At 41.9% G+C, this 15,153-nt stretch carries 8 protein-coding genes; 2 read left to right on the top strand and 6 right to left on the bottom strand.

All coding sequences use genetic code 11. The features are described from left to right. Window positions 1–46: 46 nt before the first annotated feature. The 6 genes from AC4PGZ_RS00805 to AC4PGZ_RS00780 form a co-directional block, all read right to left on the bottom strand. Entirely contained in the window at window positions 47–1,741 is a 1,695-nt protein-coding gene (locus tag AC4PGZ_RS00805) for a [FeFe] hydrogenase, group A (protein ID WP_492159197.1), read from the bottom strand. Window position 1,742: 1 nt separating this feature from the next. Then, window positions 1,743–3,620 (bottom strand): NADH-ubiquinone oxidoreductase-F iron-sulfur binding region domain-containing protein, encoded by a 1,878-nt coding sequence (locus AC4PGZ_RS00800; RefSeq protein WP_492159196.1) that lies wholly within the window; start codon window positions 3,618–3,620, stop codon window positions 1,743–1,745. Continuing rightward, window positions 3,607–4,101 (bottom strand): NADH-quinone oxidoreductase subunit NuoE, encoded by a 495-nt coding sequence (gene nuoE, locus AC4PGZ_RS00795; RefSeq protein WP_492159195.1) that lies wholly within the window; start codon window positions 4,099–4,101, stop codon window positions 3,607–3,609. The genes AC4PGZ_RS00800 and nuoE overlap by 14 nt, the downstream gene beginning before the upstream one ends. 432 nt (window positions 4,102–4,533) lie before the next feature. After that, window positions 4,534–6,228: a diguanylate cyclase gene (locus tag AC4PGZ_RS00790; RefSeq protein ID WP_492159194.1), complete on the bottom strand. Its 1,695-nt coding sequence runs from the start codon at window positions 6,226–6,228 to the stop codon at window positions 4,534–4,536. A gap of 23 nt (window positions 6,229–6,251) precedes the next feature. Next, window positions 6,252–7,052, bottom strand: a complete 801-nt coding sequence (locus AC4PGZ_RS00785) for a class B sortase (RefSeq protein ID WP_492159193.1) — start codon at window positions 7,050–7,052, stop codon at window positions 6,252–6,254. Further along, a complete protein-coding gene (locus AC4PGZ_RS00780) occupies window positions 7,049–12,727 on the bottom strand; it encodes a DUF7601 domain-containing protein (RefSeq protein WP_492159192.1) in 5,679 nt (1,892 codons plus the stop codon). The genes AC4PGZ_RS00785 and AC4PGZ_RS00780 overlap by 4 nt, the downstream gene beginning before the upstream one ends. A gap of 218 nt (window positions 12,728–12,945) precedes the next feature. Here AC4PGZ_RS00780 and AC4PGZ_RS00775 point away from each other — a divergent pair, with 218 nt between their 5' ends. After that, window positions 12,946–14,400 carry an AcpB/EbpR/MafR family transcriptional regulator gene (locus tag AC4PGZ_RS00775; protein ID WP_492159191.1) on the top strand — a complete coding sequence of 485 codons (1,455 nt, stop codon included), beginning with the start codon at window positions 12,946–12,948 and terminating at the stop codon, window positions 14,398–14,400. A gap of 12 nt (window positions 14,401–14,412) precedes the next feature. Next, on the top strand, window positions 14,413–15,123 hold the full coding sequence (locus AC4PGZ_RS00770) for a DUF6873 family GME fold protein (protein WP_492159190.1): 711 nt from the start codon (window positions 14,413–14,415) through the stop codon (window positions 15,121–15,123). Window positions 15,124–15,153: the final 30 nt, after the last annotated feature.

Here is a 15,153-nt window from a genome sequence, read left to right as displayed (position 1 = left end):
AGGACAAGAAAAAGGCATAACCGCTGTAAACGATTATGCCGAAATTTTATCTGTGTATATGCATTATGTGCTCGTTGTCCTTGAGAATTCCTTCGTAAAGCTCGTTTATAACATAGTTGTCCTTTGAACGCTTTAGCTTTTTCTTCTTGTCTATGCTGTACAGCCCTGCTGCTCTGTCTTGTCTTGTCTGTTTTGCCGGAGTTCTGTTTACAGGCTGTCCTCCACCTGATATACATCCTCCTCTGCATGCCATTACCTCTATAAGGTCATACTGTCTCTTGCCTTCCTTTATTTCTTTAAGGATCATGTCTGCATTCTTGAGTCCATGGATTACTGCCATTCTTATTTCCGCTCCGTCAAGATTTACAGTAGCTTCCTTAACTTCCTCAAGTCCTCTTACATCTTCAAACAGAATCTCAAGATCCATCTTGCCAAACTTGTCTCCGGCAACGTCTCTGAGCACTGCCTCTGTAACTCCGCCAGTATTTCCGAATATTATGCCGGCGCCAGATGCAACTCCAAACGGCATGTCCATAGAGTCGTCCTCAAGATCCGTGAATTTAACTCCCATTTCTTTTATCATTATTGCAAGCTCCTGAGTAGTTATAACCGCATCTACATCAGGCTCTCCATTTTTTGTGAACTCTGGTCTTGTTATCTCTTCTTTTTTTGCAGTACAAGGCATTACCGATACCAGGAATGATTTTCTCTTGTCCTGATTTTCAGTGTCTGCATTCTCGATCTCCTTGTAAACTGATCCAAATATCTGCTGAGGAGAACGTGCTGTCGAAAGATTGTGAACGAACTCCGGGTATTTGTTCTCAACAAATTTTACCCAGGCAGGGCAGCATGAAGTGAATAGCGGCATGCCTTCGCCTTTTGTGAACTTCGCAAGAAATTCTCCGGACTCTTCTTTTACTGTAAGGTCTGCAGCGATAGCAGTGTCAAATATCTGCTCTATTCCCATCTTTCTCATGGCCGCAACCATCTTGCCAAGAGTCATCGTTCCTGCAGGCAGTCCGAACTCTTCGCCAAGCGCTACTCTTACAGCCGGAGCTATCTGAGCCACCACCTTTGTGTTTTCATCAAATATAGCATCCCACACTCTCTGAGTGTCGTTCTTTATAGTGATTGCGCCTGTAGGGCATACGATCCTGCACTGTCCGCAGTTCACGCAGTTGCTCTCTGCAAGTTTTCTGCCAAATGCCGGAGATATCTCGACTTCAGAGCCTCTGTGTGCAAATCCGAGAGCTCCTACGCCCTGAACATCTTCGCATACCATTACACAGTCTCCACACTTGATGCACTTGTTTGGATTTCTTACTATGCTTGGGCTTGAGTTGTCTATTGCTTTTTCTTCATAATTGTTTTCAAATCTCAGCTTCTTGATTCCATATCTGAGCGAAAGCGACTGAAGCTGGCATTTCCCTGTTATCTCGCATGATGTACAGTCCTTGTCATGATTTGAAAGAAGCAGCTCAAGAATGGTCTTTCTGTATTTCTGGATTTTCTTAGTGTTTGTAAACACTTCCATTCCGTCTTTTGGTATCTCTGAGCATGACGCAATTATGTTTCCTCGCTTGTCCTCTACAGAACACATCCTGCATGCTCCGTATATGCTCAGCTCTGAATGATAGCAGAATGTAGGAAGATCTATACCTGCATTTCTGATTACTGCCAGAATGTTTTTCTCATCTGTGAAAGGTACTCTCATACCATCTATGATCATAGCATTGCTCATGTTATACCTCCTTGATTGCATCGAATGCACAAGCTTCAATACAAGCTCCGCACTTGATACATTTTTTCGTATCTATTGTAAATGGTTCCTTGATTTTTCCTGTTATAGCATCCGCCGGACAGATTCTTGCACACTTGCTGCAGCCTCTGCAAAGAACAGGATCTATCTCAAGCTTCATCAGTCCCTTGCATGTCTTTGTAGGACATACCTTGTCTATGACATGAGCCTCATACTCATCTCTGAACCATTCAAGTGTGCTCAGGATAGGGTTTGCTGCTGTCTTTCCAAGTCCGCACAGCGCAGTGTTCTGCACAGTGTCTGCTATGTCTTCAAGAAGCTCAAGGTCTGATGCTTCTCCGTTTCCATTTACTATCTTCTCAAGGATCTCAAGCATTCTTCTTGTGCCCTCTCTGCAAGGTACGCACTTTCCGCAGCTCTCGTTCTGAGTGAAGTTCATGAAGAATCTTGCAACCTCTACCATGCATGTATCCTCGTCCATTACAACCATACCGCCTGAGCCTATCATGGCTCCTACTTCGCTCAGTGAGTCGAAGTCAAGCTTCATGTCAAGATGCTGCTTTGTAAAGCACAGGCATCCTCCTGATGGTCCGCCTATCTGCACAGCCTTGAATTTCTTTCCACCTGCTATACCTCCACCGATGTCGAATATTACCTCTCTGAGTGTAGTTCCCATCGGAACCTCGATAAGTCCTGTATTGACTACGTTTCCTGTAAGTGCAAATGCCTTAGTTCCTGGACTTCCTGGAGTTCCGAGCTTTCTGAATTCTTCAACTCCGTTAAGAAGTATTACCGGAACGTTTGCAAAGGTCTCTACGTTGTTAAGCACTGTAGGCTTTGCCCATAATCCCTGCTCTACCGTTCTAGGTGGCTTTACTCTTGGCATTCCTCTTTCACCTTCTATCGAAGCTGTCAGAGCTGATCCCTCGCCGCATACGAATGCGCCTGCGCCCTGGTTTATGTGAAGATCGAAGCTGAAGTCAGTTCCGAATATGTTCTGTCCAAGGATTCCGCACTCTTTCGCTTTTCCTATCGCTATGTTAAGTCTTTCAACTGCCATAGGATACTCTGCTCTTACATATATATATCCCTGATTTGCACCTGTTGCAAATCCTGCTATCATCATTCCCTCGATTACCTTGTGAGGATCTCCCTCCATTATGCTTCGGTCCATGAATGCCCCAGGGTCACCCTCGTCACCGTTGCATACTACATACTTCTGGCTTTCCTTCTGCGCAAGCACCTGTTTCCATTTCTTTCCGGCAAGAAATCCTCCGCCGCCACGGCCCCTTAGTCCCGATGCCTCCAGAGTGTCGCATATCTCCTGCTGAGTCATCTGAGTGATAGCCTTTGCAGCCGCCTGATATCCGCCGTGTGAAATATATTCCTGTATGCTTTCTGCATCCATGTGTCCGCAGTTTTCAAGTACTACCCTGTGCTGAAGCTTGTAGAAAGGTATTTCTTCCTGCTTCTTGTAGTTCTTGCAGTCAAGCTCATATGTCAGCCTGTCCACAGGCTCATCATTTATTATTGATTTTTCGATTATCTCTTCGCAGTCACCAACCTGAACCTTCAGATAAAGGTAGTTCTCAGGCTCAATCCTCACAAGCGGGCCTGCCTCGCAGAATCCGTGACATCCACTTTTCTTAATGCCTACTCCTTCTTCCTCTTTTTCGAGATCTACATCAACAAGAAGGCCTTTTGCCTCAACGAGTCTCTTAAGCTCTGCATAAACATCTAGAGAGCCTCCTGCTATACATCCGGTACCTGCACATACCAGTATTTTCTTCTTCTGTTTGTCAAGAGACGATTTATAAAGCTCTGAAAGCTCTACTAACTTATCATAACTATTTATCAGCATTTTGCGCCTCCTCTTCTTTAATGTTGTTGATTATCTCTACTACATGTTCTGGCGTCATCTTTGGATATACCTTGTCATTTATCGTTATTACCGGTGCCAGTCCGCATGCTCCAAGGCATGATACCGTCTCAAGCGTAAACATCATATCATTCGTAGTCTTTTTCTTATCCGTGAGTGAAAGCTGCTTTCTGAGAGCTTCGAGTATAGGTATGGATTTTCTTACGTGACATGCCGTTCCATCGCATATCTTGATTACATATTTTCCTTTTGGGTCAAGGGAAAAGTTCTCATAGAATGTTGCTACCCCGTATATTTTTGCTTCGCTTATTTCCATTTTTTCTGATATGTATTTTAATGATTCCTCTGGAAGGTAGCGGTATTCCTTCTGGATTGCCTGCATGATGTTTATGAGCTGAGCTTTTTCCTTGCCATATTCTGCAAGAATTTCATCAACTTTTGTAATCATTTCTCCGTTGTTCATATTAATCTCCTTTTTATATCATTGTTAATTCTGTGACATAATAATGCTATTCTATCTTAATTCCCTTACAATTTCAACCCCTTTTTAATATATTTTTTTAATCTCTTAGAACTGATTATCTCTCCTCAAAGTCGTTATTGTAAGAAAATTCAGAACCGTACAAGTCGCTTAACTGTGGGATTTTTTATTAAATCCATTTTTTGTATTTACGCTTTAACCAGGTGCATAAATCTTTGCACCTGAGACCTCGTTTTGTATTGTTAAACTATAAACTATATCAGGGTTGTTTTTGCACGGCAAACAGTTTTTGATTTTCTTTGTAAAAAAACGTTTTTTTGTTAAATTCTGTTTTTTGCAGGAAAATCGTCTTTTTGTAATGTTTGCATGAAAAAACTCCGGAGGTTTCATGCTCCGGAGCCGAATTATCTTATTTTATCTGCTGCTTTTAAATATACTGAAGAAGTCGAAATCATGCTTTACAATGTGTCCAACTATCATGTCCTGAACAAGATACTTGGCTACGTCAACCGGCCTCAAATCGCCACGTTTAAAACTATCCTGCATGGCCAGAGCCTTTTCAAGGAACTGTTCATGTCTGTTCCTGTGCTCTTCAAGCTCTTCATAGTCAAGCTCGGCAAGTATATCCTCCTCATTTTTGAAGTGTCTCTGAGTGTCGGATATGAGCTTGTCAAAAAGTGCCTTAGTATAATTCTCTCTGCCCTCAACGAGGCAGTTTCTTATGATCTCATTTGATATGGTTATGAGCTCGTGATGGTCCAGATCCACCTGTATGTTTCCGCTACTGAAGAAAGGTCCCCATTCTATATTCGACGGTCCGCCGTTATGCATTATGGCTATCTCCTCATCGAATACTACCTTGTTCCTGCCTGTGAGCTTTGCGAGATAAAGCGAATTATCCGCCCTTCTGAATATCTTTTCATGATTGTCATCCTCCTGCCACTGCGTCACTCCAAAGCTTGAGGTGATTCTGCCTACGCTTTCAAATTCATGTCTCTCTATCTCATCCCTGAGCTTCTCCGCTACAATAAGGGCTTTTTCACTATCCGTATGCGGACACATGATAAGGAATTCCTCGCCTCCCCATCTGCATATCGTATCCGATATCCTGAGGTTTCTTGTGAGGATGTCCGCAATCTCCCTGAGCACATAATCTCCCCTTAGATGCCCATACTGGTCATTAATGAGTTTGAAGTGGTCGATATCCATGAGTATCACTGACATCGGCTCGCCGCTTCTTGCTGATTCTGCAGCCTTTTTTTCATAAAGCTCCATGAAATGATTTCGATTGCACAGACCCGTAAGAGTGTCACGGGTAGCCATATTGTAAAGGAGGCTGCTCTTGTGCAGATTCTCCCTGTTCAGCTTGTACTGCTTGAGGCATGATATTATCCTCAGCATGAACAGCTTTGCGTCAAGCGGCTTGAATATAAAGTCATCCGCCCCGATATTGAGTGAGTGCGTTATTATCTTCTGGCTTTCCTGCCCTGTAACGAGTATTATTATGGAATCAAGATTTTCTTCTCTTATATTGTAGATCAGATCTTCTCCGTCAAAACCCGGCATTACATAATCTACTATATATATGTCATAATTCTTCTCTGCCGCCATGAAATCGCTGGAATTCTGATAGTAATCGACATCCTTGATATCGTACATATCGAAGAAATTCTTTATCATTCCGAGCGAGAAGCTGCTGTCATCCACGACTGCTATCCGCAGATACTTCAGCTCATCTATGAGGCTGAGATCGTTTTTTATCGTCTGAATGTATTTTGCAAACCGCTTGTCGCTGAAAGGCGCTTTTGTAAGGTATGACATTATCCCCATATCAAAATAAACAGATTTTTTTTCGTCAGAGTGATCTTCAGATATTACAATGACCGGCGTAAGCGTGCTCTTTTCCAGCTTCAGCTTTTCGATGAAGGCCTTGCAGGAAATCCCATCCATCTGCTCAGTTATTATGACCAGATCAATCTTTATCCCTGTGATTATCTCGCCAGCCTTTTCATATGAATCGCTGGATATATAAACAACATCATTGTCCTCTACGATTTTCTTTATCTTTGCGGAAAAAATTTCATCATTATCAATGTGAAGAAGCCTCATTTCAACCTCCAGGCGCAACCTAATCAATTCAATCTGATTTCATTTGGATCATCTCTGTTTTCCATTTCCCTGCCTATGACTACAAATCGTCCATCATAGTCATGATATGAGCAGGTCACCAGAGTTATGAACCGGTCTCCATAGACCGGATTTGCCGTCATGGGATACAGTGATGCCTCAGAGATTCTTTCTGTAAACTCGTAAAACACCTCTTTATCCTTCAGTATAAGATAATTAAACCACGTAAAATCATTTCTGTCCATATACACATTTGAATAGAAGGCGGCAATGACCTGATACTTTATTTCTCCACTGCTGGTGGTCAGCGTGATCCAAGGATGCTCCCTCATATAGGCTTCCTCGCTGTAACGAGTGAGTTCAGAAAACATGCTTCCATTTTTCATGTTGTGGCCATAGACAATATAGTTATCGGTTTTTTCAGAAGTCCTTCCATCAATAAAAGGTGTCCCTGACATGGAATATTCTCTGCTGAAATCCCTGCGAAGATAATACTCAGGATCATCAGGCGTAAACATTACCGGATATTCTATCCCCGTACCTTCTACATCGATCCAGCCAAACATGTCTTCATTCTGAATCATGAGTGACTCCACTGCTCTTTGGGCAGATGAGCCGGGATTTTCAGTGCTCCCGCCTTCCCGGCTTTCTGCCTTCAGTTCATGGTACTGTGCGGATATTTCTAAAAAGGCCTGCTCAGCTGCTCTGCCCTCCTTCCAGTCTGAAATCAGATTGAATCCGCAGAATCCTGCCAGGAAAAGTAAAAGCAGTGCAGAATAGCTTCGCAGGTTTTTATGTCTCATCATTGCTCGGATTTTTTTCTTGCGGGCCTCATGAGCAATCCCGATCCTGCCAGGCAGGCCGCCATCAGAAGCATCCACATCCCGCTATGGCTCTCATCCCCAGTTTGCGGTATGCCTGGTGATCCAAGCGGCGATCCGTATTCGTCAATATAGATATACTCGCCGTCTGGTGTCTTTACTCTGCTGTAGATTCCTCTTTCAACCCCGTTCTCATTTATAAGAATGAACTTGTCAGGTCCATCCGCTGGTGCAGGCGGTATTATGAATTCTGGAATCTGAGGTGTCTCCGGCTGAACTGTCGGAGGCTCAGGTACCGCTGGAATCTCTGGCAATTCTACCGGCGGCTCTGGTGTAACTGGTATTTCAGGTGTAATTTCCGGCGGTTCTGGCTCAGTTGGGGGATTCCCGCCTCCACCGCCTCCGCCTGAAACATTACGGTTGTTAGTAAATACTACTTTTAAAGCTTCATTCACTTCCACTGTTCCCGAGCTGTCGCCGCTTAATTGTGTAGTATACCCATATAAACGATAATCATCTTCAGTGACAGAATATGCCAGGGCTTTTGGCAGATTTATGGAAAGCCTTTCGCCATGCTTTAATTTGAAAATCGCATGCCCATCCTTAAAATCAAGCTTTATATTATTCAGAATTCCTGATGTCGTATCCACGACTTCAGCCTCATATTCTCCGTCCTCAAGCTCTTGGACCTTCAGACTAAAATTGAATTCTCTTGATCTGTCTCCTCCGTTTCCGGTAACAGATTTCTCAATCACAAGAGTTCCGTGGGTTTCTCTGGTATTTGTAAATACTACTTCCGGAGTGCTCAGACCAACTATTAATCCATTCTCATTTCCAGTCGTTGTGGTTACATAGCCTTCTTCACTTTTCTCGGTCAGACTGTAAGTCACTTTATTTGGAAGTCCTTTAATCTTGAGTGATTCTCCATGCCTTAGTGTGAATGTGGCTTTGTAATCATCGTCAAATGTCATGATCCCTGTTTCGACAGTCTCATTTTCATCATTTAGCAGCTCAAACTCATAAGCTTTAACTTCCAGTGCTCCCATCTGAAGATTGAAGCTGAAAGGTCTGTCAAGCTCACCAAGATTTCCTGTTACAGACTTTCTCACTAGCAGGTTTCCGAATGTGCTTTTTGAGTTTACAAACGAAACCATTTTTTCAGTTTCATCCTGAACAGTCCCTGCTATTTTATTTGAATCTTCTCCGTCTATCGAAACATCATATATGTCTTCGACGTCTATCTGTTCTTCTATGGAGTAGCTCAATCCTTTTGGCAGATCTTTTATCCTTATGGATTCTCCATGCCTCAGTGTAAATGCCGCTTTGCCTTCAGAATCCAAAACAATTGTGCCATCTGATTTTCCACCAAGTCCATCATACAGATATGATCCATAAGACGGGTTCTCAAATTTCAGGATGAAATTGAATCCCTTTTTAACATCTCCCGCATTTCCTGCAACGGCTTTGTTTATCAGCAGGTCTCCATAAGTGTTCTTTATGTTCGTAAATGCTATCTCATGAGTTGTTTCAGATGAAATCTTGCCGGCATATGATCTTCCATCCTGCAAATGATTAGCATCTGCAGCAAGCTTCGTTTCATATCCATCGGCTGCATAATCATTTTCTTCCAGATTGTAGCTTGCATCCTTAGGCAATCCCATAATTGTAATCTTCTCATCATGCTTTAGTGAAAAGCTTGCATGTCCACCACTGAATGTTACAGAGCCATATGATATATTTCCATCTGAATCCGTCCTGATAAAATCTCTTGCTCCAGATATCCCCGCAATGCTTAGCTTGAAACCAAATTCTTTTTCAGCATCTCCGTCATTTCCGGAAACTGTTTTGGATACAGAAAGATTACCCGAGGTTCCACCTGCATAGTTTGTGACTCTGATTTTGTTGCTGTCAGTGCCAGTCTTTTCATCTATCCTTGTTATTACTGTGCCCGATTCCTTGCTTACATTAATTTCGTATTCTCTGTCTGAAAGTGTATAGCCTTCCGGGGCCTTGGTCTCCTTAAGGATGTAGCTGCCTGCAGGAAGTCCTCTCAGTACAAGCTTTCCATTTGAATCAGTGCTTCCCGTTCTGAGTGCAAGTAATTTGTCTGCCCTGAAAACAGTGAATACTGCACCTTTGAGCGAAGCCCCGCTCTGGTCCACTTTCTGGATCTCTATCCAGCCGTTTCTGGTCATTGTAGCGCTTGCATCAAGAGATGCCACCGTGTAGGATTTTGAAGTGTTCACCGCATTCAGGCTTGCCCCCTCCAGGATGACCTTATTTGTAAGGTTGCTTCCTGATCCGGCAGTTATCATAGTCCTGTACTCAAATCTGTACGCCTTATTTTTGTCAGGTACTTCAAATATGAGGCTTCTGCCTAAATTTTCGTAGCTTATGGCATCACGCAGCTGCTGGTCTGTGAATGCAGGACCTGAAACCGAATATCCTGATGGTGTCAGTATCATCTCAGTTACGACAAAGTTTCCTTCCGAGAAATCCAGATTTCCCTGTGAATCTCTGTACAGCTCAAGCCCTTCAGGAATAGTATCTATGAGCCTGTATTCGTCTAAAACCTTAGCATTTGTAAAAACATCGTAAGGTCTGTAGGAAAGCGTCCATTTCAGTATTCCATCCTCAGGCTTTGTCATTGTCTTATCAAGAATCTGGCTTGTTACTTTAACTTCCTGACTTGATCCTGACAGTACAGTTTCTTGTGAATTTTTTAAATTTAAGGTATTTTTTACAGTTGTGGTCTTATTGTCATTAAAATATGAATTTAACGCGTCTTCCGATGGTCTCGCCTTCACAAATATAACATAAGGCTCTTTAAGCTCCTTAAATTTAAATGTTGCCCTGGCTGGTGTTGATCCATTCTCATCTGAAAACGCAGCACTTAAAAAACTATCATACGAATCAATTCGCTCTCCAACCGTCATGGTTCCTGGAGTACCCGAGGCTTTAAACAGATAAAACTTTGTATTTTCTTCTATATCGGCAAATTCCCAGCCTGATGGCAATACATCTTCAGCTGTTAAATCCCCTAATGTCTTACCATCGATTGTGGTTATCCCTCCAGTGGCATCTACACCATTCTGGTTTATGAATAGCCTGAATGTTACCGACTTATCTTTATAGTTAAATCCTTCTGAGTTATTTGTAGTTCCATTGTTTTTATTTAATTCAGGATTTACACCTGCATCTGCCTTTAGCATATCTTTTCTGGTAGATCTTGGTTTTGTTTCTACAGATGCATCACTATGGTTTACTTTATTGTTGGCACTGAACAGCATCGCTGTATTTGTGACCGTTTTATTTGAGCTTGAAAGATACCATGACGGGTCAGTGACGATGGTCTCAAAGCTGAAAGCCTTTGACGCAGGGTTTTGCAAAGTACCTCCACTTACTTTTATACCATTACCGCTTTGATCTCCTGAAACCACTATGAGGTCTGCAATTGCTTTTCCCGAACTGTTTTTTAGTTTATATACTGTGTGGTTTAGCCCATGATTACTAGAAAAACTACCTGGCTTGTATTTTTGCCTAAGACTAGGAGTTAATGAATTTTGTATTGTATCTAGTATTGTTTTATCAATATTTTCTAGTCCATTTCCAGAACCAATATCTTTTTCTATACTAGCTACATCACTATAGTTAAAATTAGCGCCATAAACCAGCAGATCCATTACCCTTAAATCAACAGAAACATCGGATTCTTTAACCGTAACAGTCCATGGTATTGTATGGGATTCAGCATTATAGCTGCCGGCAGCCTTGCTTACAGGATTCATTCCTATCTCTGCATTAATACTTCCACTTCCTACTCGTTGATCCTTGGCGCCCCACTCTAGTATGGCATCATTAGGTATGGTTATTGCATTATGACCGATATTCTTATCCGGATTTACTTTTGTCTTTATCCTTAACTGAACATTCTTATTCAGTTGAGAATTTGGATAGAAGTATTTGTCCTTTGCCGGCCGAGTGGTGTTTACAGTTCCCAAAGGACTCCAGTTTTCACCAGATTTCTCATACCACTGAGATTCAACAAATATAAGATCTTCATTTAAAACATCAATTATCCTTGCATCCGGAAGAGATGCTCCCATATGATTTACCGTAATGAACCATGTGATATATGCAACCCGTTTTCCATCTTCCATAACATATTCAGTAGTTCCGGCTGCTTTTTCTATCCATTTATTCTCAAAAGGGACACTGCCTGAAACCTCAAGCTTTTTCACGTTTCCATCAAATAACTGTGCCGTATTTGTGATTGTTCTATTACCATTTGTGACAAAATCATCCTGTATTTTCGTACTGAAGTATACGTAAACAGGAGCTACAGCATCTTCTGGAAACTCCAATGTATATCTGGAATCTTGCTGACTTATAAGCGAAGAATCAAATTTGACAGCCGTTGCCCGTTCATCGACTGTATTGTAATAAAAATCATCTACATCTGGGGATACGCTAACAAGCTCCCCTACGGAAGCCAGGTCATCTGACAGTTTCAAGCCGCTCAGGCTCAGAGGCTTTCCAGCCTGAGTAGCGTCGATTTTTACTTTCCAGTCAATCTGGGTTCCATTTTTCACACCTGTTTTTTCTCCTGAAAATTCTACAGGCAGAGCCGGAACCTTCACGGTAAAAATCTTATCCAAAATAGTAACTTCATAGTCTTTATCTTCCGTTCCCTGTTCATTTCCAACATACTTGAGGTCGGCACTGAACTGAGCGGTGACTTCACTGAACTCGCCACTGAAAACAGCATCTTCTCCATCAAATATTACTTTGACCTGAGCGGATTTACCATCATCTACAGATGAAAATTCCAGTGTTCCAAGTTTGGTTCCCTCATGAATTAAATCAATTGTCCTGGGGCCTCCCTGAAGTTCAAAACCCTCTATTTTAAATATTGCATAATCATTCCTGTTCACAACATCAGATGGTTCCGAAGTATCTCCAATCACTGGAACATCAAAGGATATGTCGACCATGATTGGATCTGTACTCAGCGTTGCGCCTTCCGATATCTCATTCCCACTTTGGGTTACTTTAACTGCAAGATTCTTCAGAATACCCGTAACATCCTGGCCTGATGAAACCTCTCCTGCGAACAGAGCGATATTTTCCAGAATGCCTGATGGTTGTTTTTCCTTTGCACCCTGCACTTCAAGGATCCCAGTAAATTTATAGCTCCCAGTCAGGTAATTCTCTTCAGTTTCTGCAGGAGAGCTTGACGGAGTAGTGGTCTGCGCTTCGACATCTGGAATCAGTATTTCTGTGCTTTCCCGCCCTGCAATCCCCTCAATTATTTCTTCATCAAAAGAAACTGACAGTCTGCCATCTGCAGATAATCTATATGAGCCTATTTTTATATTTTCATCCTGGCTGATCAGGTCTCCTTCGGCCATGCCATTATCCAGCTCAAGATCCGTTTCAAGCTCAAAGTCAGTATTTCCGCCCGTATTATAGATATATTCCCAGCTCAGCATCGCACCATTTTCTCTGAAGCTGGTATCTGTCACTAAAAAGTCCTGTCCGGCTGAATCCGCAAACGCTGAAAGCGAATCCACCGGTATAGAACCTGAAAATAAGACGACCATAAGAATAAAGCTCAGAAGCCGCCTCTGCCTTTTTTTGAATTCTGACAATCTTATCATGTTATATTACCTTTCCTTTTTTAATTAAAAACATATACTAATTCCATTGTAGCAAAACTGCATATATATATCCGTCCTGTTTTTTCCTATATAAAGGAAATTGTTGCAATGACTTCAGAGACATTTATAAGGTTCAGCTCCGATTGACTGAAAAACTCAAAATCTGATATAATTAAGAAAATATTTATCCTAATGGAAATATTGAAGGAGGTGCTCATATGCGCAAGCTTCTGGATGTTTCATCGCAGAGACTGATCAGTATACTGGAGATTCTGCTCGAAAACGATGGATGGACCACCTTTGCAAGTCTTGGCTCTGCTATTGAAACAAGCGAACGTACTGTTGCAAAGGATATTGCCATGCTGAGAGAACGCTGGGGACACCATCTTAATATTGAAGTCTCCAAGAAAAACGGAGTTCGGCTCATAAATCAGAATATTTCAAGCACCGGAGCTGTTTTTACGGATATATTCAATGACTCGCTTTCACTCCAATGGATCCGGGAACTGCTTTTTCATCCATCCATGTCTATGGAATTTTATGAAAGTCAGCTTTTTACAAGCCGGTCTACGCTTCTGCGTATTCTTCCGAAGATAAACCGCTACCTTTCCGGCAAAGGAATGAAGATAATATGCGAAAACAACAGATATGATTTCATCGGGGATGACGAGCAATATCTAAGAGATTTCAGCGCGAATTTCCTGCTTGAATTGTATGGATTTGATCTGAATAAATTTGATATTAATTTGGACCTTTCCGTATTAAGAAATATAATATTGTCCATCCTGTTTGAAAATGTTGACTCTAATGAATTTTCATGGATTTCAAAAGATGAAATCCTGGTTGTTTATCACATGATGTTCTATATTGTATCCCTTGTACGAGAACAGAATGGATATACTGTTATTTCAAAATATTCCTCGGACATTAATATCCGGACAGAGCATCTAAGCTACATAAAAAATAATTTTCAGGATATCAGAATCCATAATCTGAATCCGATACACGAATATATAACAAACCAGTTCAACGGATGGACCTCTGATGAAGAAAAAATCTCAGTTACTGATGCCATTTCAGCATTTTGCGACAGATTTTTTTCGGATGTACTCTTTGATCCAGATGATGAAACCATAAAAAACCTGAATTATATCTTAAAAAATATATATTTCAATACAAAACTCCGACCATTCAGAACTTCTGAGCTTTTTGACAGGATATATTATTTTTCTCTCTCTCTAAGCAGGGAGAACCCAAAGCTATATGAGGTAACCCATAACTGCCTCGTGCTTTTTTCTGAAAAAGTAGGACTGGATTTATCCGGCCGTGTATCTGATGTCCTTTTCTGGATGTGCCTGATATGTCCCGAACTTAATGATGTAAAAAAATACTACAGAGCTGCTCTCGTATCCGACTTCGGGAATTCCCACGCTGGATTTCTGGCAGAAACGATATCGGCTTTCTTTAATGGCAGGTCATCAGATTTCCTTACTATTGACGTCCTCTCATTTATGGATATATTGACAGGTAAAGATCTAAAATCTTACGATCTCCTCATTACGACTTTCCCTGGGATAAGCTATGCCCATGAGAAATCTATACTTATAAATGACTATCCCGGTACTGATGATTTCTGTACAATATATAAGGCCCTTCAACAAAGACAGCCCTAGAAGGAGAACAATATGAACTGTGTATTCATTTCGCATAAAGCAGGACCTGAGCTCAGAGGTTTCCTCATGGAGCTCGGAAAAACTTTAATAGAAATAAAAGAAACCGGGTGCGTATACAGCGAGATAGCAGATCACCCGGATATATATGTATGCCTGATCGATGAAAGCCTTATAGCTTCCCCTGAGCAATATGAGCACATTACCTCCCAGATTGCGAATGTGCCTGACATCCCAAGGCTCATACTCGGCTCAAAGCCGCTGGGAATGAAGTATCCTGCCAGCGCTGTCTACAATGCCGTTCAGGCAGGGAGATTTCTGATCCACAATACAGGATTTACAGACGATTCCGTACTGGAGGCCGCAGGAATCTCAGGGCTTAAACTCATAAACGTTGCTCAGGGCTACACTAACTGCAGCATAGCAGTTGTGGATGAAAGGTCCATAATAACCTCTGACATGGGCATAGCCTCTGTCATGAGAAAGAATCATCCCGAAATTGATGTGCTCACGGTATCTCCCGGTCATGTAAGGCTCGAAGGATTTGAATATGGATTTCTCGGCGGCACCTCGGGACGAATAGGTGATTATGTGATTTTCAACGGAAATCTGGAAGAGCATCCGGATTTTTTCAAAATAAGGGAATTCATTGAATCCAGAAGCCTGAAGCTGAAATATTTCAGGGAATATCCGCTTACCGATATCGGCTCCATAATTGGATCTTAACTACGAACATCGGGTAGGAGGTAGATAATT

The organism is Proteocatella sp. QWL-06 (genome assembly GCF_058684135.1).
The sequence above is the reverse complement of the archived record's forward strand: the minus strand, read 5'-3'. Positions and strand labels throughout refer to the sequence as shown.

Bases quoted from the DNA above. Each gene is read 5' to 3' on its own strand.
- AC4PGZ_RS00775 (WP_492159191.1), top strand. From the start codon at position 12,946: ATGCGCAAGCTTCTGGATGTTTCATCGCAGAGACTGATCAGTATACTG.
- nuoE (WP_492159195.1), bottom strand. From the start codon at position 4,101: ATGAACAACGGAGAAATGATTACAAAAGTTGATGAAATTCTTGCAGAA.
- AC4PGZ_RS00770 (WP_492159190.1), top strand. From the start codon at position 14,413: ATGAACTGTGTATTCATTTCGCATAAAGCAGGACCTGAGCTCAGAGGT.
- AC4PGZ_RS00805 (WP_492159197.1), bottom strand. From the start codon at position 1,741: ATGAGCAATGCTATGATCATAGATGGTATGAGAGTACCTTTCACAGAT.
- AC4PGZ_RS00790 (WP_492159194.1), bottom strand. From the start codon at position 6,228: ATGAGGCTTCTTCACATTGATAATGATGAAATTTTTTCCGCAAAGATA.
- AC4PGZ_RS00800 (WP_492159196.1), bottom strand. From the start codon at position 3,620: ATGCTGATAAATAGTTATGATAAGTTAGTAGAGCTTTCAGAGCTTTAT.
- AC4PGZ_RS00780 (WP_492159192.1), bottom strand. From the start codon at position 12,727: ATGATAAGATTGTCAGAATTCAAAAAAAGGCAGAGGCGGCTTCTGAGC.
- AC4PGZ_RS00785 (WP_492159193.1), bottom strand. From the start codon at position 7,052: ATGATGAGACATAAAAACCTGCGAAGCTATTCTGCACTGCTTTTACTT.